Genomic DNA, 24186 nt, shown 5'->3' with positions numbered 1-24186 from the left:
CCCTCCACTGCCGTTCCGTGGACAGTCTTACCTGAACCACTTCTTTCACGAGGATCAGGTATGCAAAGACGAAGACGGACACGCAGCGGTCCGGTCACCCGCAACGAATTCGATATCCAGATGGCGCACTTCTCGGCCTTGACCAGGGAAAGGTATGAGGCCGAGGCCGAATTAAGGCGGCAGTGGAACGACTCGTATGAACGACGGCGGGCCAAGGAGCGGGCGGATGATGAGCGGCGTGAAGCCGAATTCCGTGCGACGTTGGCGGAATGGAAGGCCGAGAACGATCGCAAGCATCAGGAGCACCGCGACAATCTGGCGGCCGACATCGAAAACCAGAAACACGAGAGAGCGCAGTGGAGAGCCGATTTCCAGGCTATCAAGAACGAGATGGCGGAACTTCGCAAGGACTTCCGGTCCCTGAAGTGGAACATCTGGTTCGCGGCATGCGGAACGATCATCGGTCTGGCATCGCTGAACGCCGCAATGTCTTCGAACATACTCAGCGCATTCGAATCCGGCCGGAATTCCGCAGTATCCCGAGTGACTCCCTGGCAGATCCTGTTCGGATTTGACCGCGAGACAATCGATGAGACCAGGCCACCACTGCCGTAGCGCTTACCCTCCCACTAGCGGACGGGCGTATCCCCTGCTCGTATCGACGTACTGCCGGCAGGCGCCATCACGCCCATGCCATCCTTCTCGTTGGCATTCTGCTGCGTCGACATACGCGGCGGCTCGGGCGCCGGAGGCAGGAGATGATTCGTCTGGCGAGACAGGCAACCAGTCAGGAGCAACACCATCACGACACCAGCAATCTTGCGGTACGGCATGTCTTGCCCTCCCAGAATGCGCTACGAGACGATGTGGTACGGATACCCGTGTCTTCCGGGGCACCTTGCCGTTATAGGCGCCAGGGGGCCGGGCGTAAACCTCACAATTTCGGACGGCGCAGTCATCGCGCGACGAATGGAAACGAAAACGCCCGCTTGCGCGGGCGTTCGTATTCTGGCGGAGAGAAGGGATTCGCCTACCCGGGCGCAGGCCGCGGATTGGCTTGCAAGCCAATCCCTTCGACTCCCCTACGCAAGCCAAACTGTTGGCTTGCTTCTCTCCGGATGTGAAAATGCCCGCTTGCGCGGGCATTTGTATTCTGGCGGAGAGAAGGGGATTCGAACCCCTGATAGGCTATTAACCTATACACGCTTTCCAGGCGTGCGACTTCAACCACTCATCCATCTCTCCGGGAAGTCGGCGATTATAACAGGATCCGGACGGGTGTCCAGAGAACGGACCTCACCCCTTCCGCAAATAATTCACGAGCCTGTCGATCACCGGCGCGTTGCGTGGCGTGATCAGGCTTACCAGAATCGCAGCGGCAAAACCGGCTGGCACGCCGAACGCACCTGACGCTATAGGGTCCACACCAAACCAGCGGTTGCCGAAAATGCCCGTCATGCGAGTGAAGAACGGATAGTTGACGAAGATGTAGTAGACCGCAACGGAGAGTCCGGTTGCCATGCCGGCCACGGCGCCGGCTGCCGTCGTGCGGCGCCAGAAAATTGCCAGCACCAGCACCGGGAAGAAACTCGACGCCGCCAGCGAGAACGCCGCGCCAACGAGGAACAGGATATTGCCGGGGCGCAGCGAGGTGACGTACGAGGCAAATAACGCCACGGCCAGCAGTACGATCTTGGCCGTGGTCACGCGGCGCTGGTGGCTCGCCTGCCGGTCGATCATGTGATAGTAGACGTCATGTGAAAGCGCGTTGGCGATGGTCAGCAGCAGCCCATCGGCAGTAGACAGCGCGGCAGCCAGCGCGCCTGCGGCGACGAGGCCGGAGATCACATAAGGCAGCCCCGCAATTTCCGGGGCGGCCAGCACGATCATGTCGGGCTGGATCAGGATTTCGGCCCACTGCACGATGCCATCGCCGTTGATATCGCGAATGCCAAAAACCGGCGGGTCGACCTTGCGCCATTGCACCACCCACTGCGGCAAGTCGGCATAGGATGTTCCCACCAGATGCTGGAAGAACTCCGCCTTGACGAGCACCGCGAGGGTCGGCGCCGAGACATAGAGCAGTGCGATGAAGAACACGGCCCAGGCCACCGAGTTGCGCGTTTCCTTGACCGAAGGTGTCGTATAGAGCCGCGTCAGGATGTGCGGCAGGCTCGCCGTACCCACCATCAGGCAAAACACCAGCAATACGAAATTAAGCCGGCGGGTGTCGCGTTCCTGCTCGCTGGCAGCCGGATAGGGTTCCGCCGATGGTGTCGATGGCTGGCTTCGGCTCAGTGCCTCGGCGCGCATCTGGCTCCATTGCTGCTGGGCATCGGCTGCATCCACCGGAAATGCCTGCCGCTCCCGCTCCACAGTCTTGATCTCGCGTAGCGGCGCATTGCGCGCACGGAGTTCGAGCAGGCGCGCGTCCAGCGCGTTGCGGTCCTCGATGAACGACTGCGGCAACCGTGCGATGCGATCCTGCAGGTCCACGGCCTGCTTCAGGAACATCTCGCGCACCTGCCGCTCCGCCGGGTCTTTCTCCAGCCGCTGCTCCGCCGCTTCGATCTGGTTCAGCAGCCCTCCATAACCTATCTGCGGCAGCACCTGCTGATGATGCTTCCATGCGATCAACGACACGGCCAGTAGAAACGCCACGATCAACATGATGTACTGCGCCACCTGCGTCCAGGTCACCGCACGCATCCCGCCCAGGAACGAGCAGACGAGGATGCCCGCCAAGCCGAAGAACACGCCGACCGCAAACTCCACGCCGATAAAACGCGTGACGATCAGTCCCACGCCCTGGATCTGCGCCACGAGATAGACGAATGAACACAGCGACGCGGCCAGCACGGCAATCGCGCGCACCGGGATGTTGCCGCCCGGCCGGCCATTGCCGTAGCGTGCGGCGAGAAAATCGGGAATCGTGTAGCCGCCGTACTTGCGAAGGTATGGCGCCAGCAGGAACGCCACCAGACAGTAGCCGCCCGTCCACCCCATGACATAGGCCAGCCCCTCGTAGCCCGAGGCAAAGATAATGCCGGCCAGCCCGATGAACGACGCCGCGCTCATCCAGTCCGCAGCAATCGCCATGCCGTTGAACATCGCCGGCACGCGCCGCCCCGCCACGTAGTACTCATTGAGATCCGACGTGCGGCAGATCAGCCCGATGCACGCATAGATCGCAATCGTGACGAACAGGAAAACATAGCCGAGCCACAACGCATCTGCATTGGAATGCTCCAGCAACCCCATCATGCCGACGAACGCGAACAGGCCCAGCGTGAAGAGGCCGTAGTACAGCATCAACCGGTTGCGGAAACGCGACTGGGTATCTGGCATCAATGACGCATCAACGTAGGAAGCGGCAGCGCAAGGCGATGGAATGAAAATGCCCGCCCCGGGCAACGCCGGAACGGGCACAGCGCGAATCGGTCACGCGCGCAGCAGCTTACTGCGTCTGCTTCAACTGTTCGAGAATAGCCGGATTCTCCAGCGTCGAGGTGTCCTGCGTGATTTCCTCGTTCTTGGCCAGCGAACGCAGCAGACGGCGCATGATCTTGCCCGAGCGGGTCTTCGGCAGATTGTCGCCGAAACGGATGTCCTTGGGCTTGGCGATCGGACCGATCTCCTTGCCCACCCAGTTGCGCAGTTCGGCCGCGATCTTGGTGGCTTCGTCACCGGTCGGACGCGAGCGCTTGAGCACCACGAACGCACAGATGGCCTCGCCCGTCGTATCGTCCGGACGACCCACCACGGCGGCCTCGGCCACGATCGGATTGGACACCAGCGCCGACTCGATCTCCATCGTGCCCATGCGGTGGCCTGACACGTTCAGCACGTCGTCGATGCGGCCCATGATCGTGAAGTAGCCCGTTTCCTTGTCGCGGATCGAACCATCACCGGCCAGGTATAGCGTGCCGCCGAGTTCTTCCGGGAAGTAGCTCTTCTTGAAACGCTCCGGATCGCCCCAGATCGTGCGGATCATCGACGGCCACGGACGCTTGATCACCAGGATGCCACCGCTACCGTTCGGCACGTCCTGCCCGGTCTCGTCGACGATGGCTGCCATGATGCCGGGCAGCGGCAGCGTGCACGAACCCGGCACCAGCGGCGTGGCGCCCGGCAGCGGCGTGATCACGTGGCCGCCGGTCTCGGTCTGCCAGAACGTATCGACGATCGGGCAACGCTCGCCGCCGATGTTCTTGTAGTACCACATCCACGCTTCGGGGTTGATCGGCTCACCTACCGTGCCCAGCAATCGCAGGCTGGACAGGTCGTACTGTTTCGGATGGATTTTCTCGTCCGCCTCGGCCGCCTTGATCAGCGAGCGGATTGCCGTGGGCGCCGTGTAGAAAATGCTGACCTTGTGGCGCTGGATCATTTCCCAGAACCGGCCGGCATTCGGGAAGGTCGGAATCCCTTCGAACACTACCTGCGTGGCGCCAGCCGCCAGCGGGCCGTAGGCAATATAGGTATGGCCGGTGACCCAGCCGATATCGGCGGTACACCAGAACAGGTCATTGGGCTTGATGTCGAACGTCCAGCGCATCGTCATCAGTGCCCACAGCAGGAAACCGCCCGAGCTGTGCTGCACACCCTTCGGCTTGCCCGTGGAACCCGAGGTGTAGAGCACGAACAGCGGATGCTCGGCACCCACCGGCTGCGGCTCGCAATAGTCGGGCTGGCCGGCGGAGACATCCTCCATCCAGCGGTCGCGGCCTTCGGTCCAGGCCACGTTATTGCCGGTGCGGCGATAGACGACCACGTGCTTCACGGCTTCGCAGCCGCCCAGCGCGAGCGCCTCGTCGGCAATGGCCTTCAGCGGCAGCGCCTTACCGCCACGCATCTGTTCATCGGCCGTGATCAGCGCCACGGCGCCCACGTCCACCAGACGTTCCTGCAATGACTTCGCCGAGAAGCCGCCGAACACCACCGAGTGCGTGGCGCCGATACGTGCGCACGCCTGCATGGCCACGACGCCTTCCACGGACATCGGCATGTAGATGACCACGCGGTCGCCCTTCTTGATGCCGAGGGCCTTCATGCCATTGGCAAAGCGGCTGACCTTGGCCAGCATGTCCTTGTAGCTGACGTGCGTGACGGTGCCGTCGTCGGCCTCGAACACGATTGCGGTCTTGTCGCCAAGACCCTTGTCGATATTCCGTTCGAGACAGTTGTAGGAGACATTGAGCTCGCCGTCGTCGAACCACTTGTAGAACGGCGCGTTGCTCTCGTCGAGCACCTTGGTGAACGGCTTGTCCCAGTGCAGCAGCTCGCGGGCATGGCGCGCCCAGAATCCTTCGTAATCCTTCTCGGCCTCGGCGCACAAGGCGTTGTACGCGTCCATGCTGGGAATGGCCGCATCCTTCGCAAAGGCTTCGGGGGGATTGAAAACGCGATGCTCCTGCATCACCGACTCGATGGCGGACATGGTTGTCTCCTGTTGGCTTTATGACTGCTTTGCGTGCAAGGTACGCCCGGCGCCTTACTTAAACCTGACGGTCAGGCCTGACAGTCGAACGCCAACCCACACGCGACACGCGTGGTGCGTTGCAACAGCAGAAGCGGGGCCAGACGCGGGAGACTGGGGGCACAAGTGCAGTCGGCACTACTAACTTAGCACAGCTATCTACACGGTGCCTGCAATACCCGAACAGGGCAATCGCCTTTTGGCACGCGCCGCGGTGACGTTCGGTTACTAGCGTGCGCATTCAATGTCATAAGACGCACGGTACAATCTGGACCCGTTTCAATTGTCTGCTGACATTCACACCGATCCGCACGCCCATGGCCGACACCCCCTACCGTCCGCAACCTTCGTATCGCCCCCTCCGTCCGATTCCGCGCATCATCTTCGCCTCGCGCTGGCTGCAACTGCCGCTCTACCTCGGCCTGATCGTCGCGCAGGGCGTCTACGTCTACCACTTCCTCGTCGAGGTCTGGCACCTGCTGTCGCATGTGACCACCTATGACGAGACCAAGATCATGCTGGTGGTGCTGGGCCTGATCGACGTCGTGATGATCTCGAACCTTCTGATCATGGTGATCGTGGGCGGCTACGAAACCTTTGTGTCGCGCCTTGGCATCGACAACCATCCTGACGAGCCCGAGTGGCTCGACCACGTCAACGCCGGGGTTCTCAAGGTCAAGCTGTCGATGGCGCTGATCGGCATTTCGTCGATCCACCTGCTGAAGACCTTCATCGATGCAGACCAGCGCAGCACCCATACGATCATGTGGCAAGTGATCATCCACGTGGCGTTCTTGGCCTCGGCGCTGGCCATGGCCTGGGTAGACCGCATGGTTTCCCACGGGCCGCATCCAGCGCCCAGCCAGGGAAATGGACACACCGCCACCGATGGTGCGGCGCAACAGACACACTGAACATTCCTACGTCGCCGGGGTGACTTCCTCGCCCCGCACAAATACCCGACCAAAGCTGTCGACGGCTGTATGCATGCCATACAGCCGTCGTCGCCATGGGGTATCATCCCGGGCTGTGTTTCACCGCTGCCCTCCCCCACAAAAATGACAGTCATCAAGCAAGAAGACCTCATCCAGAGCGTCGCCGACTCGCTGCAGTACATCAGCTATTACCACCCGATGGACTACATCACCAGCCTGGGCCGTGCCTACGAGCTGGAACAGAGTCCGGCCGCCAAGGATGCGATTGCACAGATCCTGACCAACAGCCGCATGTGCGCCGAAGGCAAGCGTCCGCTGTGCCAGGACACCGGCATCGTCACGATCTTCGTCAAGGTGGGCATGGATGTGCGCTGGGACGGCGCCACGATGGGCCTGACCGACATGATCAACGAAGGCGTGCGCCGCGGTTACACGCACCCGGACAACGTGCTGCGCGCCTCGATCGTCAGCCCGCCCGAAGGCGCTCGCAAGAACACGAAGGACAACACGCCGGCCGTGATCCACTACGAGATCGTGCCGGGCAACACCGTGGACATCCAGGTGGCGGCCAAGGGCGGCGGCTCCGAGAACAAGTCGAAGTTCGTCATGCTGAACCCGTCCGACTCCATCGTTGACTGGGTGCTGAAGACCGTGCCGACGATGGGCGCCGGCTGGTGCCCGCCGGGCATGCTCGGCATCGGCATCGGCGGCACCGCCGAGAAGGCGATGGTCATGGCCAAGGAATCGTTGATGGAGCACATCGACATCCAGGACATCATCGCCCGTGGTCCGAAGGACTGGATCGAGGAAATGCGCGTCGAGCTGTACGAGAAGGTCAACGCGCTCGGTATCGGCGCGCAGGGCCTGGGCGGCCTGGCCACCGTGCTCGACATCAAGATCATGGCCTCGCCGACGCACGCCGCGTCGAAGCCTGTGGCGATGATCCCGAACTGCGCCGCCACGCGCCACGTGCATTTCGTGCTGGATGGCAGCGGCCCCGCCGTACTGGAAGCTCCGGACCTGAACGCCTGGCCGAAGGTGGAATGGGCACCTGACACCGAGAAGTCGCAACGCGTGGACCTGAACACGCTGACGCCGGAACAGGTGGCTGCATGGAAGCCGGGCCAGACCCTGCTGCTCAACGGCAAGATGCTGACCGGCCGCGACGCCGCGCACAAGCGCATCGCCGACATGCTGGCCAAGGGTGAGAAGTTGCCGATCGACTTCACGAATCGCGTGATCTACTACGTGGGTCCGGTAGATCCGGTGCGTGACGAAGTGGTTGGCCCGGCTGGCCCGACCACCGCTACCCGCATGGACAAGTTCACCGAGACGATGCTGTCGCAGACCGGCCTGATCGCGATGATCGGCAAGGCCGAGCGCGGCCCCGTGGCGATCGAATCGATCCAGAAACACAAGTCGGCTTACCTGATGGCTGTCGGCGGCGCCGCGTATCTGGTGTCGAAGGCGATCCACGGTGCCAAGGTGCTGGCGTTCGAAGACCTGGGCATGGAAGCGATCTACGAGTTCGACGTCAAGGACATGCCGGTCACGGTCGCCGTGGACAGCTCGGGCACCTCGGTTCACAAGACCGGCCCGGCGGAATGGCAAGCCAAGATCGGCAAGATTCCGGTCGCTGCGGCCTAAGCTGTCTTGGTAGTGCTCCCCTCTCCCGCCCTGCGGGAGAGGGGTTGGGGGAGAGGGCTGGAGGTTCTGCTTGCCGCGATGGCTATTTGAACTGCCCACCCTTTCCCCCGCCCCTCCCCCACTTCGCGGGAGAGGGGAGAAAACCCCTCACCCCTCCCACCTCGTGAACCCCTCCCCCATCGGCATCTTCGACTCCGGCCTCGGTGGCCTGTCGGTCCTGCGCGAAGTCCGCGCGATGCTGCCGCATGAGCCGCTGATCTACTTCGCCGATTCCCGCTACGCGCCCTATGGCGAAAAGCCCGAAGCGTTTGTCGAAGCCCGCACGCTGCAGGTGTGCGAGTGGCTGGTGGCACAGGGTTGCAAGGCACTCGTTATCGCCTGCAATACGGCGACCATGCACGCGGTGCAAACCCTCCGGGAACGATTGCAGGTGCCGATCATCGGCGTGGAGCCGGGATTGAAACCCGCTGCGGCATCGAGCCGAAGCAAGGTGGTTGGCGTACTGGCAACGGCCAATACGCTCAAGAGCACCAAGTTCAATCGGCTGCTAGGTTCACTCGATGGGGAGAGCCGCTACCTCTGCACGGCAGGGCACGGCCTCGTGAGCCTGATCGAACAGGGCGATATCTCTGGCCCTGCGATTCGCGAAAAGCTCGACACTTATCTTCAGCCGATGCTGGATGCCGGTGCCGACACGCTGGTCCTCGGCTGCACGCACTATCCTTTTCTTGCCGACACGATCCAAAACATGGTCGGCAACCGGCTCGCGCTGATCGATACCGGCTTGGCTATCGCACGCCAGCTCGCACGCAAGCTCGTCGAGTTCGACCTTGCGGCCAGTCCCGATGGCTCACCCGACATCCGCTATCTGTCGACAAAGGATGCCGCACACCTGCACGACATGGCCGCAGCTTTACTGCATGTGGATGCCCGTGCAGAAACGGTCGCCATCGAACCGGCGCCAGCGCTTCCCGCCTGACGGACTATTGTGTGAATCCCACGGTTCGGTGATGCCGGACCTCGGGCTTGACAGCATGCTCCTGCCGCAACTGCGCCAGGAATTCGTCGGGTGTCAGCCCTTCCCCCAGCACGACAGACTGCCGCTTGACCGTGGCGAAATCGCCGGGTGTCAGGCAGTCCATCGCATCGAGATCGCGGCGGATGGCATCGGTCATGCGCGTGGCGTCGCCATCGAGCGCTTCGTCGACGAACATTGTCGCTCGCTGGTCGGGCTTCAACGCGAGGAAGCGGATCTTGAACGAGAAACGCCGCAGCGCCGCCTCGTCGATCCGATCGAACAGATTGGTGGTGCAGACGAAGATGCCGTTGAAGCGCTCCATGCCCTGCAGCATCTCGTTGACTTCCGAGACCTCGTAGTTGCGCACGGCCTGCTGCCGGCTCTGCATGAAGCTGTCGGCCTCGTCGAGCAGCAGCACCGCTCCATCTTCCTCGGCCCGCGCGAACATCGCGGCGATCTGCTGTTCGGTCTCGCCCACGTACTTGCTCATGAGGTCCGAGGCGCGCCGGATCATCAGCGGCAGATCGAGCGCGGCGGCGATATGCTCGGCCAGCGCGGTCTTGCCCGTTCCGGGCGGGCCATAGAAACATAGCGTGCCACGCTGGCGGGCACCCAGCGCCTGCACGATCTTGTCCACTGCGTAGCGCGTTTCCAGGTTGAGATTGTCAAGCCTGTAGTGCGTGACCACCGGCCGCGCCTCGGCCTCGGGACGCAATCCCATGGCACGATCGGCATGCTCCAGTTGCCGCAGGATCAGCGCTTCCACCGGCTCATCGACATCGGGCCGCGCCAGTTCGACGAAGCGGGCGGCCGACTGCACCTGTGCTGGGGTCAGCGTCTTGCGCGCGGCCAGCGATGCCACGAACGCATCGCCCACATCCAGACTGCCCAGATGCTTGCGAATGATGTTCTCGCGCACCAGCGGCGGGGGAATCTTGAGTTCGAGGTGAAACTGGAAGCGCCGCAGATAGGCCGGGTCGATCTGACGGATCGAGTTCGAAATCCAGATCACGGGCACCGGGTTCTGCTCCAGCGTCTGGTTAACCCAAGCCTTGCCGTTGACCGATGCCCGCGTATCTTCCTGCCCGAACAGGCTCATCAGCTCCCGCGCGCTGCCCGGAAAAACGTCCTCGACCTCATCGAACAACAACGCCGTACGCGGCCGACCGCGCAAGAATGCCTGCGAGACCTGCAGCGAGCGATAGCGATCCCGCCCCGACAGGCTGTTGCCATCCCGGTCGAGACAGTCCACCTCATAGAGTTCACAGCCTGCCTCGCGCGCCAGCAGCCGCGCGAACTCGGTCTTGCCCGTGCCGGGTGGCCCGTAGATCAGCACGTTCACACCCAATGCGGTCTGGCGCGTGGCATTGCCAAGCAGCGCGGTGAGATAGCGCGCATCGGTCTCTACATGCGGATAGTCGCTCACGCCCAGCGTCGGGGGTGCCGCCGGACGCGTGAAGACGGCCATCATCTCGGCCTCGCTCGCATAGTTGCCGAGTAACACATGAAGCAAACGGTCGGACAGGCGCATCAGGTCGCCCAGGTCCGTCACGCTGTTCTCGGGCAAGGGCTGTTCGATCAGGTTCAGCGTCTCCAACCGCGAGCCGGGACGCAACGATGCCGCGATGTCGGCAGGGCTCGCGCCCGTCAGACCACCAAGAATCTGGAACGCTTCCTGGCTGTGCGCCACCTTGCAATCGACCATCACCGCGCGCAGGTCGCGCTTGTACTTGGCCAACGCCGCATAGAGCAGCAGCTTGCGCTCATGATCGGGCAGGTTCAGCACGTGGCTGAGCATGTCGATATTGCGAACCAGCAGCACACGCTCGCCATCGAGCCGGGCAGCAATCGCCGCAGACGAGGCCGCGAACACCGCGAACATGTCCTTGGCCTGGTGCTTTACGTATTCGTCGAGATAGTAAAACAGCGCACTTTCATCGAAGGCGCTGTTCCATTGGCCGTGGCGCTCCAGGAATGCCTCGGGCGTCAGGCGCGAAGCACCCTTCCACGCCGGCATGTCGGCGCATCGTGCGGACAGGAACCGCTGCACGCGCAGCACCACGCCATAAGGCCAGACCATTTCCTGCGCGCTGACGGTCAGCACGTCATTGATATTGCTGCGGAGATTGAACCGCGGGCCGAGCGCGCAGACCACGCGCAGCGCAAACTGGGCGCACATCCAGTCCAGCGCAGACGTGCCCGGCACACCGGCCGTCGCGCGAAGCAATGTGCTGCGGTCGTCCATCGTGCGGTCGTCTTCAGCGAAACGGTTGAAGTCCATGGCTGAGTCCCTTCGCACAGGGCTGGCGTCCGGACCGCGGGGCACGCCTGCCTATGCCTTGTCTGCCGCTAATGGGGAGTTTTCTGTTTATCGTAGCGCGGTTTTTCTCACCCGGGTATCGGACATGTTATGCAGGGCAGCGATTCCAACGTCACCGGACACGGACAATTGTGATGTTGCAGGCGCAGACCTCAACGGAAAGAATTCATTTAATGATTCTTAGCGCATTGCACGATGTGCAACAAATAAGAATCATTATCGTTTATACTACCCCGCTGATGCACGCTACCCAAGAGTGGCGCTCCCCGTTGGACCCCGTTTCGTCGGATGTACTTTCTGGAGCGTTATCATCATGGAACTGCTATTGAGCCTGCTGGTCGGATGTGGCATCTCGTTGATCCTCTTCTACCGCAAGTAACTGCGCCCCATGCGGGGTGGACCCGCCGTTTTCCTCATGTTCGATCAACGATTCTTAAAGATCACCGTTGCAGTCCTGCTGTTCCATGCCGGCCTGCTATATCTGATTCAGAGCGGGCTGGGACGCAAATTGACGGAGGCAGTCATCGCTCCCGAGATCATGGCCCGCATCATCCCCATGGAACCGCCCAAGGCGCCGGAACCCCCGGCGCCTACGCCCCCCAAACCTCAGCCTACCCCTCCCAAGCAGGTCAAGATGGTGACGCCGCGCCCGACGCCGCCCAAGCCGCAGCCGACGCCCGAACCGGTGGCATCGCTGCCGCCGTCGCCGACCGCGATCGAGGCACCGCCTGCGCCACCCGCACCGCCCGCACCCGAGCCACCCGCACCGGCCGCCCCATCGAATGCTGCCCCGCGTGCCGTAGGCATCGGCGAAATGGCCTGTTCGCAGCCCAGCCCCGTGTATCCGCGCCAGTCGCAGCGCATGGGTGAAACCGGCACGGCGGTGGTACGCCTGAACTTTGACGAAGCGGGCAAGGTCATCAAGGCCGTGGTGTCGAAGTCCAGCGGCTCCGAACGGCTTGACGAGGCAGCGGTGACTGCGGCGAAGAACATCCGCTGCAAGCCCTACACAGAAAACGGCCGTGCGCTGGCTGTGACGGCGCAGCAGCCGATCAAGTTCGAGCTGAACTAATTCCCCCGGAAATTTCCGACATACCTAAACACTGACTTTTTCAGGAACCACCATGCAGGACCTCGGACTCTCACACGTATGGGCGCAAGGCGATTTCGTCATGCGCGCGACCGCCATCATTCTGCTGGTGATGTCGCTGTTGTCGTGGATCGTGATTCTCACCAAGGCGTGGGATCTGGTCCGCCTCAAGAAGATGGCGCACGGCGCCGAGAAGCGCTTCTGGCACTCGGACGATTTCGATCACGCCCTGGACACGCTCGGCGCGAGCGACGCCAACCCCTTCCGCACCCTTGCCCTGACCGGCAAGGAAGCCGCGCAACACCATCGCGCCAGTGCACCGCAACTGCACGACGCGCTCGATATGTCTGACTGGCTGACCCGTTCGCTGAAGAGCGCGATCGACGAAGCCGTGTCGCGGATGCAATCCGGCCTGGCTATCCTGGCGTCGGTCGGTTCTACCGCACCGTTCGTCGGCCTGTTCGGTACGGTCTGGGGCATCTACCACGCCCTGATCGGTATCGGCGCCTCGGGCGTTCCGACCATCGACAAGGTGGCTGGCCCGGTGGGCGAAGCGCTGATCATGACCGCCTTCGGCCTGGCAGTGGCAATTCCCGCAGTGCTGGGCTACAACGCCCTGAGCCGTGGCAACAAAGGCGTGATCAGCAAGCTGAACCGCTTTGCGCACGACCTGCACGCCTACTTCGTGACCGGCGCGCGTCTGCGTCCGGCTACCTCCGCTGCCCGCGCTGCCGCCGACGACGCTTCGGTGCGGCTGGCGGTCAAGAACTAAGCGCAGCGCGCTGAAGGAAACGCATCATGGCATTCGGCACACTCGACGGTGACGATGATGAAGTGATGAGCGAGATCAACATGACGCCGCTGGTCGACGTCATGCTGGTGCTGCTGATCATCTTTATCATCACGATTCCCGTCATCAACCACGCGGTCAAGATCGACCTGCCGCGGGCGACTAACCAGCCCAACGACACCAAGCCCGTGAACATCAACGTCTCCGTCGATGCGCAGGGCAAGGTGTTCTGGAATCAGGAAGAAGTGGATCCGGCCCAACTGGAGCAGCGCATTGCAGAAGCCGCGCTGCTCCAGCCGCAACCCGAGCTGCATCTTCGCGCCGACCGCGACGTCAAGTACGAGAAGGTGGCCGAGGTGATGGCCGCCGCCCAGCATGGCGGACTCGGCAAGATCGGCTTCATCACCGAACCGAAGCGCTGATTCTTTCGGCAACACTTGGCTCGGTTGTAAGAGGGCACCCCTGGCGGGTGCCCTTTTTCATGGGCGCGAAGTACCGATGCCCTCACAGATGTAACGACATGCAAACTTCACGCATCGCCCCCTTGTAATGATAACAATTCTCATTTATGATCATTTCCATCGTGATTTGCCCAGCCGCTGTGGCGAATCGCAACCCTGACACCCAGTGATCCGGTGAATCCACCAACCCACTGAAAGCTTCGAACGGAGAAGACCATGAGCACTCTGAGCCTGCCGCTGTCGCAACCGCGTGAAGTCACGCGCCGCCGCCTTTCCCTGCGCCGCGTGGAAGTTGCACCGCAGGCGCGTCGCGAGGTATCTGCTGCTCCCTCCGCACTGGAATCGGTCAAGTCAGTGGTCGCTGCGCTGCCCGCACGCCTTGAGGCCCTGATGCGCCAAGCGCCTGCCAACAATACCGACACACCAGCAATGCCGCTGGAAGCCATCATGCAAGGCGCCACGACGCTGCCGATCCTGCATAACGGCGATGTCTACACACTGCGCGTGACGCGCTATGGCAAGCTGATTCTGACCAAGTAATCTGCGCCGGCCCGATTGCAACGAGCAGGGACGGACCGGCTCTAACGACTTTTGTGGGGACCACCCTTCGATGGGTGTTAGGCAGTAGCCAGACGATCGGATTCAAGCGGTACGGCAGGATTCCAAACCCCTTGCCCCACCGCCCGATGCCAGCCATGCCACCTTTTTATACCGCCCCGCAGGCATTGCGCCTGCGGGGCTTTTTACTTCTGATGACCGCTGACGGCCGGAAGATCATAGACCCAGGGCAGCGATGCCCGCGCGTGCGATCTGCGCGTCTTCAGTGGACTTCACGCCGGAGACACCCACTGCGCCCACCACCTGATTGTTCGCAACGATAGGCACGCCGCCTTCCAGCATGCCGTGCAACACCGGCGCGGTCATGAACGAGTAGCGGCCGTTATTGATCATGTCTTCGTAGATCTTCGACTCGCGGCGACCCAGCGACGCCGTACGCGCCTTTTCCGTGGCGATGTAGGCGGAGATCGGTGCCACGCCGTCCAGACGCTGCATGCCGAGCGGATGACCACCGTCGTCGACGACAACAATCGTGACGGCCCAGTTATTGGCCTTGGCTTCTGCCTCGGCAGCAACCAGTACTTTCTTCACGTCATCTGCCGTCATTACGGTTTTTTGCTGCATACCTCTCTCCATCGGTTCAGGGTTGAGGTCGCAGTATATCGCGCGAGCTTCTCGCGAAAATGCGAAAGCACTTCGCACGGCAGTTGAAAGTCCTTCACCTGCATACCGCTTGACTGCTTCCGTCCAAATGAAAAGACCCGCGTTTGCGGGTCTTTTCGAATACTGTCCGGCGCCGGCAATTCACGCACCGTCCGAGAACGCGTCGCGCCTGTCATTCACCCGGGCGCCATCCAGGAATACGTCGCGCTTATCGACGGCACGCGCACCGTCGGTGTAGGTGTCACGCGAATCCGCAACGCGCTGGCCACCGCTGTAAACATCGTATTTGACCGGTGCGGCAAACGCCGAAGCCGACAACCCAGAAAGTGCGCCGATAACGGCGAGCGTAGCAATGCGAGATTTGACGGTCATATGATTCCCCTTCTTGCGAGTTTCGGACAATCGCCGCGCCATCAGCCAGTTGTATCTCGTATCGCTGCTGTGGGGGCGGCGGCATCTCTTCCATATTAGGGAGAAACCCTCGGAGAACGTTGAGTCCCCTTGACGCGTAGCGTCAAAAACTTTGAGCGACGAATTGAGTGGGGAACTGACAACTCAGACGTCCAAACACGGCATGTAGGAATCCACGAAGCGGCGCTTTTTCAGAGAAAAGAAATAGAAAAAGCCCCGACAGGGGCTCTTTCATCAAATCTAAGCGAGGTGTGAAAGGTTCGAAACCGGTCAGACCTGTATTAGCGATGACCGTGGCCATGACCATGTCCATGGCCGTGACCATGACCCCGACCATGCCAGCCAGGACCGTAGTAGGGCCGAGGACCGTAGTAGCGCGGACCACCGCCGTAATAACGCGGACCGTAATAGACCGGCGCAGGGCGAACCACCACTGGGGGCGGGCCATAGTAGACCGGTGCCGGTGCAACCACCACCGGGGGCGGAGGCGCATAGTACGCGGGTGCTGGCGGGTAGTAGGCAGGCCCGCCTACCACGACGCCCGGGACGCCGATCGCGACGTCAACGTTCACACGCGCCATTGCAGCGCCCGACGCCAGCGCGGCGGCCACACCGAATGCTGCGAACAACCAACGTTTCATGATCGTGCCTCTACTGTCAGGGATTCTGATATCGCTATTGTACGAGGCCCCCGTCTTTGAGGTGAAACGGAGGTATCGACATTGTTACCGCCAGTAACAGCGAGATCACATCGAACAGTGAGCTTGTCGCGACGCCTGGGCGAGGTTTCGGCTTGCTTCCCAAGGGCGAAGCCACCACAATACCGGGCTTGCCGTGCGGCCGTGGAGAAATTGGTAGACTCAGCAGACTTAAAATCTGCCGCTCTTACGGGCTTACGGGTTCGACCCCCGTCGGCCGCACCACTTCCCTCCCCTTCCCTCTCCTCGGCCAGTCACACCAGCCATGCGCAGAGCACTGCGCCCGCACCCATCAGGAAGACGAACAACAGGCCGGCAAGCGCCAGCGGCTTGCGTCCAGCGCGTAGCAGATCGCTAATGCGAGTATGCAGGCCGATCGCGAGCATCGCGCAGGCCAGCAGCCAGTTGTCGAAGGCCACCAGCGCAGGCTTCCACTCTGACGGCACCAGGGCAGCCGAGTTCAGCGCCATCACGGCAACGAAGCCCACGGCAAACCACGGTACCGAGCGCAGCAGCCCGCGCAGATTGCGATGGCCACCTGCTTCCTGCGACCAGCTTGTACGCGGCCACAGGGCCATGATCAGCAACAAGGGGCCAAGCGCCAGCACGCGCACCATCTTGGCGACCACCGCCGCATCAGCCGTGGCGTCATTGATCATCTTCCCCGATGCGATGACCTGGGCCACTTCATGTAGCGTGGCGCCTGTGAAGATCCCGAAGGCGCGATCGCTGACAGCCACGTGCCAGTGTTGCGTCAACAGTTCATGGATCCACGGGTACAGCAGCATGCCGGCAGTGCCAAACAGGACGACTGTCGCCACGGCCACGGCAGTCTGCCGATCGTCGGTGCGGACCACCGAAGCCACGGCAATCGCAGCCGCCGCACCACACACGGCACTTCCCGCACTGACCAGAATAGCCTCGCGACGACTCAGGCCGAAGAAACTCGACCCCACCCAAGTACCAAAGAGCAGCGTCGCGACCAACATCATCAGCGGCACCGCTACCCCGCCGACACCAAGCGCCGCAATCGCGCCAAACGTCAGACGCAGGCCGTAGAGCGCCACGCCGAGCCGCAACAAATGATGTCGGGCGACCTGCATGCCGGGCGCCAACGGCGTCAGCCAGTGCTTCGGCATGGTGTTTGCCGCCACCATGCCTGCACACATGGCCAGCGTCAGCGCCGACAGCCCGTATTGCGAAATCGCCGGATGATCCGCGAGCACCTGTGCCAACCACGCGATTGCCCCGAGGGGAATGAGTGTCAGCAGTCTCTTGCGCCACAACGTGATCGCGGACGGGGCAAGAGAGGTGGCTACTGTGTGCGGGGCAGGAGTCGTGGACATGGCAGCGACGGCGTTCTTGTTGAATGACCGAAGCGTACGCATCCGTGATCAACCCGTAAAACGGGTAATATCGTTATGCGTAAACAGTTTTATCGATAGATCATGGATCAGCGTCCACTTCGTCTCACACTCCGCCAGCTTCAGGTCTTCGTCGCCGTCGCACAGCATGGAAGCACCATGGCCGCAGCCAACGCGCTAGCGATGTCGCAGTCCGCCGTCAGTGCATCGCTCGCCGAACTAGAGCGCGCACTAAACGGCGCATTGTTCGACCGCGTGGCGCGTCGCCTGTCCATTAACGAGGCGGGGCGGCAATTTTTCCCACGCGCGCTGTCCCTGCTGGATCAGGCGCATGAACTGGAACGCTTTGCCTCGGCAAGCGGCGTGCAGCTCCGTATCGCCGCCAGCAATACGATCGGCAGCTATATCCTGCCCGCGCTGCTGGCGGGCTTTCGCAATGCGCAGGCTGGTCCGTGCACGCTGGACTTACGGATTGGAAATACCCAGGACGTTCTGAATGCGCTGATGCAATTCGACGCCGATATCGGACTGATCGAGGGAACCAGCCACGAACGCGACCTGCGCAGCGTGCATTGGTGCGACGACGAGATGGTGGTGATCGTCGGTCCTGGCCATCCGCTGGCAACGGTAGCCCGTCAGACCGAGGCGCTGCACGAGATGCTGCGAGAGGCTGACTGGATCGTGCGGGAACCTGGATCGGGGACCAGGGAGATCATCGAGGCCCGCCTCGTGCCAGCGCTAGGCACCCTTCGATTTGCCCTTGAGCTGGGGAATGCGGAGGCGATCAAGCGTGCGGTGATGAGCGGCTTTGGCGTCAGTTGCCTCTCCTTGCACGTTGTGCGCGACGAGATCGAGCGCGGCCTGTTAGTCGCCCTGCGCCAGGGCCTGCCTCGCGTGATTCGACCGCTGCAATTGGTAGTCCATCAGGACAAGTTCCCAACGCAGGGTCTGCTCGCTTTCACCGAATACTTGCGAGGTGCCGCGCCAACGTTGGCACCGTGAACTGTTGAAAAGGTATGCGGGAAGCGAGGAAAACAAAAACGGCGCCACATCGGGCGCCGTCTTGCTGATACTGGAGGCGGAGGTCGGAATCGAACCGGCGTACACGGCTTTGCAGGCCGCTGCATAACCACTCTGCCACCCCGCCAGGTGACGATCCTGAATTGTATCCGTATTCGCTGCGCACATCCTGTGCAACGCGGAGACAATCCCGGGAAAGAAAAAGGGAAGCACTGCTTCCCTTTGGGATGTGGAGCGGGAGACGAGTCTCGAACTCGCGACCTCAACCTTGGCAAGGTTGCGCTCTACCAACTGAGCTACTCCCGCATACAACTTTTACTGCGTGGCAGCGATGCCGCCAATCTGCCGATCCGACGAATCCGAATCACCAGATGCCATTAACCTGGAGCGGGAGACGAGTCTCGAACTCGCGACCTCAACCTTGGCAAGGTTGCGCTCTACCAACTGAGCTACTCCCGCATACAACTTTTACTGCGTGGCAGCGATGCCGCCAATCTGCCGATCCGACGAATCCGAATCACCAGATGCCATTAACCTGGAGCGGGAGACGAGTCTCGAACTCGCGACCTCAACCTTGGCAAGGTTGCGCTCTACCAACTGAGCTACTCCCGCATACAACTTTTACTGCGTGGCAGCGATGCCGCCAATCTGCCGATCCGACGAATCCGAATCACCAGATGCCATTAACCTGGAGCGGGAGACGAGTCTCGAACTCGCGACCTCAACCTTGGCAAGGTTGCGCTCTACCAACTGAGCTACTCCCGCAGGGTCCTGCATACTACCGAAAAGCAGACTATCGCGCAACTTCTTTTAACTACGCAGCTTTATGCTGGCAATTCGCACTAAGTCCTGCTTATCTTGCTGCCTTCGCTTCTGTCGTCAGCAGCGAGAACGAGATTATTGCAAAAGACGAACCGGCTCGTCAACAACTTTTTGCAGGGATTTTCATTTTTGCGTGCGGGCGCTGGTCAGTGCATCGCTGCGCTCGCGGATCTGCGGCCAAGCCAGCTTCATGTAGTAAATCATTGACCATAGCGTGAGCACCGCAGCCAGGTAAATCATCCAGCCGCCGAGCACTGACGCGTCGATGCCCATCAACGAATCGTTAAACAGTAGCAGGGGAATGGCAACCATCTGCACCGTGGTCTTGAGTTTGCCCAAAAAGTTGACGGCGACGCTCTTGGACGCGCCAATCTGCGCCATCCATTCACGCAGCGCCGAAATCGTAATCTCACGGCCGATGATCACCAGCGCGATCAGATCGGCCACTCGACCCAGTGCCAGCAGCGAGAGCAGCGCGGCGGTGACCATAAGCTTGTCCGCCACCGGATCCAGGAAGGCGCCGAAGGATGAAGTCTGGTTCCAGCGCCTGGCCAGGAAGCCGTCGAGCCAGTCCGTCGCCGCCGCGATGATGAAGAAGGACGCCGCCGTCACGTTCTTGGTATGCATCGGCAACCAGGCTTCCGGCAGGTAGTAGACCCCGACGACAAGCGGAATCATGGCCACGCGGAGCCAGGTCAGCAGGATGGGAATATTCAATGGCATGTGCGAGGGGGTCTGGGAGGCGCGAATCAGCCGAGCCTCCGATATCGGATGGGCGATTGTCGCCTATTTCGGATCAAACCCGATAATTTTGGGCGGAAGCCGCACAATTGCCAAGGCGCAACCCCTACCCGGCGTCGATCAATGAAGCTGCCGATAGATTTCCTCGGCCAGCGTGCGCGAGATGCCATCCACGCTCGCCAGCTCGTCGATACTCGCTGCCATCACGCCACGCAAGCCGCCGAAACGCGTCAACAGTTTCTGGCGGCGGCGCGCCCCGATGCCCTCGATTTCCTCGAGTCGCGATGTCGTACGCGCCTTGGCCCGCTTCGCCCGCATGCCGGTGATCGCAAAGCGGTGCGCCTCGTCGCGGATCTGCGCCACAAGCATCAGCGCAGCACTCCCTTGCCCAAGTTCCAGCGATGGTCGCCCATCGGCAAAGATTAGCGTCTCCAGCCCGACCTTGCGACCCTCCCCCTTCGCCACACCGACCAGCAGGCCGATGTCGAGGCCAAGTTCCTCGAACACCTGCCGCGCCACCTCCACCTGCCCCTTGCCGCCGTCGATCAGCACCACACGCGGCATCCTCGGTACCCCTTCGGCCCCTACGTCGCCGGGGTCGCCACCCTCTTCCTGAATCTGTTCGACAAGCTTCTGGTAACGACGGGTCAGCACCTGCCGCATTGCTGCGTAGTCATCGCCCGGGGTGATATCGACAATATTGAAGCGACGGTACTCGCCATTCTGCATCTCATGGTGGTGGAACACCACGCACGATGCCTGAGTTGCTTCGCCTGCCGTGTGACTGATGTCGAAGCACTCGATGCGCAGCATCGAAAGGTCCTCCATGTCGAGACTGATGGTCTCGGCCAGCGCCCGTGTGCGCGCCTCCTGACTGCCTTGTTCAGCCAAACGGCGTGCCAGCGCGAGGTCGGCACCCTGTATCGCCATTTCGAGCCAGATCCTGCGCTGACCTTGCGGCTGCCGTACCAGCGCCACCTTGCGGCCTGCCTGCATCGAAAGGGCCTCCACGACGGCACTATCCGCAGGCAGGTGACTGACTACGACAATGGGCGGCGCGGTCTGATCCAGGTAATGCTGAATCATGAAGGCCGACAGCACACGCGCGGCAATCCGATCGACGGTGAGCACACCATCTCCCGGCATGGCTCCGGCCTCTCCCTCGCCACCGGCATCGTCGCTTTCCTCGACGATCATCGCCGCTTCGTCGGCGTGAGCGGGGAAATAGGCCTTGTCGCCCAGATGCCGACCGCCGCGCACCATCGCCAGGTTTACGCAAGCGCGGCCGCCCTGGACCGCCACGGCCAGGATGTCAATGTCACGGGCCTGGCCAACCTCTTCCACCGCTTGGCGCTTGAGCACGGTGGAGAGCGCACCGATCTGGTCGCGCACCGCGGCCGCCTGCTCGAATTCCAGTTGCACCGCGTGCGATTCCATCTTGGACTGCAGCGCTTCAAGCACCTCGGTTTCGTTGCCCTGCAGGAACCGCGCGGCATTGCCAACATCGCGTGCGTAGTCCTCCGCGCTGATTGCGTCCACACATGGCGCCGTGCAGCGATGGATCTGGTGCAGGAGGCACGGGCGCGTGCGGTTGTTGAACACCGAATCCTCACAGGTACGCAACTGGAATACCTTCTGCAGGATCTGCATGCTCTCCCGAACCGCGTGGGCGCTCGGGAACGGGCCGAAGTACTGGTGCTTGCGATCGGTGGCACCACGGTAGTAGGCCATGCGCGGGAACTTGTGCCCGGTCAGCTTCAGGAATGGATAAGACTTGTCGTCCCGAAACAGGATGTTGTAACGAGGCGCCAGCGCCTTGATGAGATTGTTCTCAAGCAAGAGCGCTTCAGCCTCGGTACGCACCACAGTCGTCTCGATACGGGCGATCTTGCCCACCATCATCGCGATGCGCGGCGATAACTGTGTCTTGTTGAAGTAGCTGGATACGCGCTTCTTCAGGTCCCGCGCCTTGCCCACGTAGAGCACGTTACCGTCGGCATCGATATAGCGGTAGACGCCAGGCAATCCGGGCATGCGCGCCAGGATCGGGCGTGGATCGAACTCGGGTACATCCGGTGGCTCGGATGCCTGCCGTGGCTGCAGCGGCTCCGAAACAGAGTCTGTCGGCGAAGGCGCCGGGTCAATCGGGGAAGCGGATTCCTGCTCGGGCATCGGGATTGTGGGACGAATATAAGTGCCTTGCTGCGCCGGACCACGCCGCCAAAATGCGACGCCAAACCACGGTGCTGGCCTAGAATCGCAAGTTTAGAGCAATTCTTCCCCGAGACTTTTCCCAAGGGGATCGCCCTCACCGCCATGCCAATCCGTTCCTGGGATATCTTCTGCACCATCGTCGACAACTACGGCGATATTGGTGTCTGCTGGCGACTTGCCCGCCAGCTTGCGCAGGAGCACGGCCATACCGTCAGGCTCTGGGTAGATGACCTCCACAGCTTCGCGAGACTGGCTCCTGAACTCGACCCGACGGCCGAACGGCAACGGCTGGCGGGCGTTGACATCCGCACCTGGCAGCCCGCCAGCGCCGACGCGCCGTTTGACGCCCCCATGCCGCACGATGTCGTGATCGAAGCCTTTGCCTGCCACTTGCCGGCCCCGTTCCTGCAAGCCATGGCCGCAGCGCCGCGCAAACCCGTATGGCTGAACCTTGAATACATGAGCGCGGAAGACTGGGTGGCGGAGCATCATGCGATGGCGTCACCGCACCCGCGCCTGCCGCTGACGAAGTATTTCTTCTTTCCAGGCTTTGCCCGCGGTACCGGTGGCTTGCTGCGAGAATCGATGATTGGCGCTTCGCGCGATGCGTTTCGTACCAGCCCCGCCGCCCACGCCGCACTATGGCACCGGTTGGGCGTAAAGCCCACGCCGGATGCGTTGAAAATCAGCCTGTTCGCCTACGCCAATCCTGCCACCCCTGCGCTGCTCGACCAATGGCAGCACGGCGATTTATCCATCGACTGCTTCGTGCCACAAGGCCTCGCCGCGACGCAGATCGAAGCGTGGCTTGGTGCATCGATGCAGCCCGGCACCTCGCATCGTCGCGGAAACCTTGTACTGCACGGCATCCCTTTTGTGCGCCAGGAACACTACGACGAATTGCTGTGGGCCTGCGACATCAACTTCGTGCGTGGCGAGGATTCCTTCGTGCGCGCCCACTGGGCTGCCCGGCCGTTGGTCTGGCACATCTACCCGCAAGACGACGATGCGCACCACATCAAGCTCGACGCCTGGCTGACGCGTTTCGCTCGCGCCGGTGTTGCGCCGGACGCCTCCGCCGCATTGCGCGAGTTCTGGCACACATGGAACGGCTACGGTGGAACCCCGGACTGGGCGGCGCTTTATGCACAACTGCCGGCGCTGACCGCCGGGATGGACCGCTGGCAGCGGCAGTTGCAGCACCTGGGCGATCTGGCTGCGAATCTGGTGGACTTCAGCGAAAATCGGGTAAAATAGCCGGTTGATTTTGATGGCGGGCCCCAAGTTTCAAGGCCAAGAACAAACTGCCGGCTGCGCGCCTTCGCCACACCGCTTTTCCGGGCTTATATCGAACCCGGACCAAATTTTTTCAGGAAGACAGTTCAGATGAAAATCGCACAGGAACTCCGCGTCGGCAACGTGTTCATGATCGGTTCCGACCCGATGGTGGTTCAGAAGGCCGAATACAACAAGTCGGGCCGTAACGCCGCCGTCGTCAAGATGAAGTACAAGAACCTGCTGACGGAAGCCCCGGGCGAGTCCGTTTTCAAGGCCGACGACAAGTTTGAAGTGGTCATGCTCGACCGCCGCGAATGCACGTACTCGTACTTCGCGGATCCGATGTACGTCTTCATGGACGCCGACTACAACCAGTTCGAAGTCGAGAAGGACAGCATGGGTGACGCGCTGAACTACCTCGAAGACGGCATGGCTGTTGAAGTCGTCTTCTACAACGAGAAGGCCATCTCGGTGGAAATGCCGACCACGCTGGTCCGCGAGATCATCTATACCGAGCCGGCCGTCAAGGGCGATACGTCGTCGGGCAAGGTGCTCAAGGGCGCCAAGATCAATACCGGTTTCGAACTGCAAGTGCCGCTGTTCTGCAACATCGGTGACAAGATCGAAATCGATACGCGCACCGGCGAATACCGCAGCCGCGCCAACTAAGCTTCACG

At 61.7% G+C, this 24186-nt stretch carries 22 protein-coding genes and 7 tRNA genes; 12 read left to right on the top strand and 17 right to left on the bottom strand.

Annotated features, from left to right (window positions below):
• Nucleotides 1-60: 60 nt before the first annotated feature.
• Nucleotides 61-615 (top strand): hypothetical protein, encoded by a 555-nt coding sequence (locus tag ABDB81_RS02390; protein ID WP_137927866.1) that lies wholly within the window; start codon nt 61-63, stop codon nt 613-615.
• Nucleotides 616-629: 14 nt separating this feature from the next.
• Here the strand turns inward: ABDB81_RS02390 and ABDB81_RS02385 are convergent, their stop codons facing one another.
• From ABDB81_RS02385 to acs, 4 genes are all read right to left on the bottom strand, one after another.
• Complete coding sequence (locus ABDB81_RS02385) at nt 630-833, bottom strand: hypothetical protein (protein ID WP_137927867.1); 204 nt, start codon at nt 831-833, stop codon at nt 630-632.
• A gap of 321 nt (nt 834-1154) precedes the next feature.
• Nucleotides 1155-1245, bottom strand: a tRNA-Ser gene (locus ABDB81_RS02380).
• A gap of 51 nt (nt 1246-1296) precedes the next feature.
• Entirely contained in the window at nt 1297-3348 is a 2052-nt protein-coding gene (locus ABDB81_RS02375) for a sodium:solute symporter family protein (RefSeq protein WP_160472706.1), read from the bottom strand.
• A 109-nt stretch (nt 3349-3457) separates the two neighbouring features.
• The gene (gene acs, locus ABDB81_RS02370) at nt 3458-5440 is read right to left on the bottom strand and encodes an acetate--CoA ligase (RefSeq protein ID WP_346809591.1); all 1983 of its coding nucleotides are present in this window, start codon (nt 5438-5440) and stop codon (nt 3458-3460) included.
• Nucleotides 5441-5796: 356 nt separating this feature from the next.
• Here acs and ABDB81_RS02365 point away from each other — a divergent pair, with 356 nt between their 5' ends.
• From ABDB81_RS02365 to murI, 3 genes are all read left to right on the top strand, one after another.
• The gene (locus ABDB81_RS02365; protein ID WP_346809589.1) at nt 5797-6393 is read left to right on the top strand and encodes a TIGR00645 family protein; all 597 of its coding nucleotides are present in this window, start codon (nt 5797-5799) and stop codon (nt 6391-6393) included.
• Between the two features lie 144 nt (nt 6394-6537).
• Complete coding sequence (locus tag ABDB81_RS02360; protein WP_346809587.1) at nt 6538-8061, top strand: fumarate hydratase; 1524 nt, start codon at nt 6538-6540, stop codon at nt 8059-8061.
• Nucleotides 8062-8224: 163 nt separating this feature from the next.
• Complete coding sequence (gene murI / locus ABDB81_RS02355; RefSeq protein ID WP_346809586.1) at nt 8225-9040, top strand: glutamate racemase; 816 nt, start codon at nt 8225-8227, stop codon at nt 9038-9040.
• A 4-nt stretch (nt 9041-9044) separates the two neighbouring features.
• On the opposite strand, the gene ABDB81_RS02350 is transcribed toward murI, so the two are convergent.
• On the bottom strand, nt 9045-11324 hold the full coding sequence (locus ABDB81_RS02350; RefSeq protein ID WP_237380311.1) for an ATP-binding protein: 2280 nt from the start codon (nt 11322-11324) through the stop codon (nt 9045-9047).
• Between the two features lie 490 nt (nt 11325-11814).
• Here ABDB81_RS02350 and ABDB81_RS02345 point away from each other — a divergent pair, with 490 nt between their 5' ends.
• The 4 genes from ABDB81_RS02345 (at nt 11815) to ABDB81_RS02330 (ending at nt 14280) form a co-directional block, all read left to right on the top strand.
• Nucleotides 11815-12471 (top strand): energy transducer TonB, encoded by a 657-nt coding sequence (locus ABDB81_RS02345; RefSeq protein WP_160472712.1) that lies wholly within the window; start codon nt 11815-11817, stop codon nt 12469-12471.
• Nucleotides 12472-12523: 52 nt separating this feature from the next.
• The gene (locus tag ABDB81_RS02340; RefSeq protein WP_137923078.1) at nt 12524-13261 is read left to right on the top strand and encodes a MotA/TolQ/ExbB proton channel family protein; all 738 of its coding nucleotides are present in this window, start codon (nt 12524-12526) and stop codon (nt 13259-13261) included.
• 26 nt (nt 13262-13287) lie between these two features.
• Nucleotides 13288-13701, top strand: coding sequence for a biopolymer transporter ExbD (locus ABDB81_RS02335; protein ID WP_137923079.1), 414 nt, complete (start codon nt 13288-13290; stop codon nt 13699-13701).
• Between the two features lie 255 nt (nt 13702-13956).
• Entirely contained in the window at nt 13957-14280 is a 324-nt protein-coding gene (locus ABDB81_RS02330; RefSeq protein ID WP_346809583.1) for a hemin uptake protein HemP, read from the top strand.
• A gap of 234 nt (nt 14281-14514) precedes the next feature.
• Here the strand turns inward: ABDB81_RS02330 and ABDB81_RS02325 are convergent, their stop codons facing one another.
• The 4 genes from ABDB81_RS02325 to ABDB81_RS02310 all read right to left on the bottom strand — a co-directional run bounded on the left by ABDB81_RS02325 (nt 14515) and on the right by ABDB81_RS02310 (nt 16013).
• Nucleotides 14515-14922, bottom strand: coding sequence for a heme-binding protein (locus tag ABDB81_RS02325; RefSeq protein ID WP_137923081.1), 408 nt, complete (start codon nt 14920-14922; stop codon nt 14515-14517).
• A gap of 180 nt (nt 14923-15102) precedes the next feature.
• Nucleotides 15103-15333, bottom strand: coding sequence for a hypothetical protein (locus ABDB81_RS02320; RefSeq protein ID WP_137923082.1), 231 nt, complete (start codon nt 15331-15333; stop codon nt 15103-15105).
• 142 nt (nt 15334-15475) lie between these two features.
• Nucleotides 15476-15673 (bottom strand): hypothetical protein, encoded by a 198-nt coding sequence (locus tag ABDB81_RS02315; RefSeq protein WP_137923083.1) that lies wholly within the window; start codon nt 15671-15673, stop codon nt 15476-15478.
• Nucleotides 15654-16013: a hypothetical protein gene (locus tag ABDB81_RS02310; RefSeq protein WP_160472713.1), complete on the bottom strand. Its 360-nt coding sequence runs from the start codon at nt 16011-16013 to the stop codon at nt 15654-15656. Before ABDB81_RS02310 ends, ABDB81_RS02315 begins: the two co-directional genes overlap by 20 nt.
• A 195-nt stretch (nt 16014-16208) precedes the next feature.
• Here ABDB81_RS02310 and ABDB81_RS02305 point away from each other — a divergent pair.
• Nucleotides 16209-16295 (top strand) — tRNA-Leu (locus tag ABDB81_RS02305).
• Nucleotides 16296-16324: 29 nt separating this feature from the next.
• On the opposite strand, the gene ABDB81_RS02300 is transcribed toward ABDB81_RS02305, so the two are convergent.
• The gene (locus tag ABDB81_RS02300; protein WP_137923085.1) at nt 16325-17416 is read right to left on the bottom strand and encodes a putative sulfate exporter family transporter; all 1092 of its coding nucleotides are present in this window, start codon (nt 17414-17416) and stop codon (nt 16325-16327) included.
• A 102-nt stretch (nt 17417-17518) separates the two neighbouring features.
• On the opposite strand from ABDB81_RS02300, the gene ABDB81_RS02295 reads away from it, so the two are divergent.
• Nucleotides 17519-18436: a LysR family transcriptional regulator gene (locus ABDB81_RS02295; RefSeq protein ID WP_346809580.1), complete on the top strand. Its 918-nt coding sequence runs from the start codon at nt 17519-17521 to the stop codon at nt 18434-18436.
• A gap of 71 nt (nt 18437-18507) precedes the next feature.
• Here the strand turns inward: ABDB81_RS02295 and ABDB81_RS02290 are convergent.
• The 7 genes from ABDB81_RS02290 to uvrC all read right to left on the bottom strand — a co-directional run bounded on the left by ABDB81_RS02290 (nt 18508) and on the right by uvrC (nt 22189).
• Nucleotides 18508-18581 (bottom strand) — tRNA-Cys (locus ABDB81_RS02290).
• Between the two features lie 103 nt (nt 18582-18684).
• Nucleotides 18685-18760: transfer RNA gene (locus tag ABDB81_RS02285), tRNA-Gly, on the bottom strand.
• A 77-nt stretch (nt 18761-18837) separates the two neighbouring features.
• Nucleotides 18838-18913: transfer RNA gene (locus ABDB81_RS02280), tRNA-Gly, on the bottom strand.
• 77 nt (nt 18914-18990) lie between these two features.
• Nucleotides 18991-19066: transfer RNA gene (locus tag ABDB81_RS02275), tRNA-Gly, on the bottom strand.
• A gap of 77 nt (nt 19067-19143) precedes the next feature.
• Nucleotides 19144-19219, bottom strand: a tRNA-Gly gene (locus ABDB81_RS02270).
• 180 nt (nt 19220-19399) lie between these two features.
• Entirely contained in the window at nt 19400-19999 is a 600-nt protein-coding gene (pgsA, locus tag ABDB81_RS02265; protein WP_137923087.1) for a CDP-diacylglycerol--glycerol-3-phosphate 3-phosphatidyltransferase, read from the bottom strand.
• Nucleotides 20000-20137: 138 nt separating this feature from the next.
• Nucleotides 20138-22189, bottom strand: coding sequence for an excinuclease ABC subunit UvrC (gene uvrC, locus ABDB81_RS02260; protein ID WP_171020302.1), 2052 nt, complete (start codon nt 22187-22189; stop codon nt 20138-20140).
• 144 nt (nt 22190-22333) lie between these two features.
• Here uvrC and earP point away from each other — a divergent pair, with 144 nt between their 5' ends.
• Both earP and efp read left to right on the top strand, forming a co-directional pair.
• Nucleotides 22334-23488 (top strand): elongation factor P maturation arginine rhamnosyltransferase EarP, encoded by a 1155-nt coding sequence (earP, locus tag ABDB81_RS02255; protein ID WP_137923230.1) that lies wholly within the window; start codon nt 22334-22336, stop codon nt 23486-23488.
• A gap of 129 nt (nt 23489-23617) precedes the next feature.
• Nucleotides 23618-24178, top strand: coding sequence for an elongation factor P (gene efp / locus ABDB81_RS02250; protein WP_137923088.1), 561 nt, complete (start codon nt 23618-23620; stop codon nt 24176-24178).
• Nucleotides 24179-24186: the final 8 nt, after the last annotated feature.

Origin of the sequence: Cupriavidus sp. DL-D2, from assembly GCF_039710735.1 — a bacterium.
Classification (GTDB): domain Bacteria; phylum Pseudomonadota; class Gammaproteobacteria; order Burkholderiales; family Burkholderiaceae; genus Cupriavidus.
Note: the sequence above shows the minus strand (reverse complement) of the source record. Positions and strands in the feature narration are given on the sequence as shown.

What these genes read in the sequence shown, in the direction of transcription:
- ABDB81_RS02390 (WP_137927866.1), top strand. Translation starts at nt 61, where the DNA reads ATGCAAAGACGAAGACGGACACGCAGCGGTCCGGTCACCCGCAACGAA.
- ABDB81_RS02385 (WP_137927867.1), bottom strand. Translation starts at nt 833, where the DNA reads ATGCCGTACCGCAAGATTGCTGGTGTCGTGATGGTGTTGCTCCTGACT.
- ABDB81_RS02375 (WP_160472706.1), bottom strand. Translation starts at nt 3,348, where the DNA reads ATGCCAGATACCCAGTCGCGTTTCCGCAACCGGTTGATGCTGTACTAC.
- acs (WP_346809591.1), bottom strand. Translation starts at nt 5,440, where the DNA reads ATGTCCGCCATCGAGTCGGTGATGCAGGAGCATCGCGTTTTCAATCCC.
- ABDB81_RS02365 (WP_346809589.1), top strand. Translation starts at nt 5,797, where the DNA reads ATGGCCGACACCCCCTACCGTCCGCAACCTTCGTATCGCCCCCTCCGT.
- ABDB81_RS02360 (WP_346809587.1), top strand. Translation starts at nt 6,538, where the DNA reads ATGACAGTCATCAAGCAAGAAGACCTCATCCAGAGCGTCGCCGACTCG.
- ABDB81_RS02350 (WP_237380311.1), bottom strand. Translation starts at nt 11,324, where the DNA reads ATGGACGACCGCAGCACATTGCTTCGCGCGACGGCCGGTGTGCCGGGC.
- ABDB81_RS02345 (WP_160472712.1), top strand. Translation starts at nt 11,815, where the DNA reads ATGTTCGATCAACGATTCTTAAAGATCACCGTTGCAGTCCTGCTGTTC.
- ABDB81_RS02340 (WP_137923078.1), top strand. Translation starts at nt 12,524, where the DNA reads ATGCAGGACCTCGGACTCTCACACGTATGGGCGCAAGGCGATTTCGTC.
- ABDB81_RS02335 (WP_137923079.1), top strand. Translation starts at nt 13,288, where the DNA reads ATGGCATTCGGCACACTCGACGGTGACGATGATGAAGTGATGAGCGAG.
- ABDB81_RS02330 (WP_346809583.1), top strand. Translation starts at nt 13,957, where the DNA reads ATGAGCACTCTGAGCCTGCCGCTGTCGCAACCGCGTGAAGTCACGCGC.
- ABDB81_RS02325 (WP_137923081.1), bottom strand. Translation starts at nt 14,922, where the DNA reads ATGCAGCAAAAAACCGTAATGACGGCAGATGACGTGAAGAAAGTACTG.
- ABDB81_RS02320 (WP_137923082.1), bottom strand. Translation starts at nt 15,333, where the DNA reads ATGACCGTCAAATCTCGCATTGCTACGCTCGCCGTTATCGGCGCACTT.
- ABDB81_RS02315 (WP_137923083.1), bottom strand. Translation starts at nt 15,673, where the DNA reads ATGGCCACGGTCATCGCTAATACAGGTCTGACCGGTTTCGAACCTTTC.
- ABDB81_RS02310 (WP_160472713.1), bottom strand. Translation starts at nt 16,013, where the DNA reads ATGAAACGTTGGTTGTTCGCAGCATTCGGTGTGGCCGCCGCGCTGGCG.
- ABDB81_RS02300 (WP_137923085.1), bottom strand. Translation starts at nt 17,416, where the DNA reads ATGTCCACGACTCCTGCCCCGCACACAGTAGCCACCTCTCTTGCCCCG.
- ABDB81_RS02295 (WP_346809580.1), top strand. Translation starts at nt 17,519, where the DNA reads ATGGATCAGCGTCCACTTCGTCTCACACTCCGCCAGCTTCAGGTCTTC.
- pgsA (WP_137923087.1), bottom strand. Translation starts at nt 19,999, where the DNA reads ATGCCATTGAATATTCCCATCCTGCTGACCTGGCTCCGCGTGGCCATG.
- uvrC (WP_171020302.1), bottom strand. Translation starts at nt 22,189, where the DNA reads ATGCCCGAGCAGGAATCCGCTTCCCCGATTGACCCGGCGCCTTCGCCG.
- earP (WP_137923230.1), top strand. Translation starts at nt 22,334, where the DNA reads ATGCCAATCCGTTCCTGGGATATCTTCTGCACCATCGTCGACAACTAC.
- efp (WP_137923088.1), top strand. Translation starts at nt 23,618, where the DNA reads ATGAAAATCGCACAGGAACTCCGCGTCGGCAACGTGTTCATGATCGGT.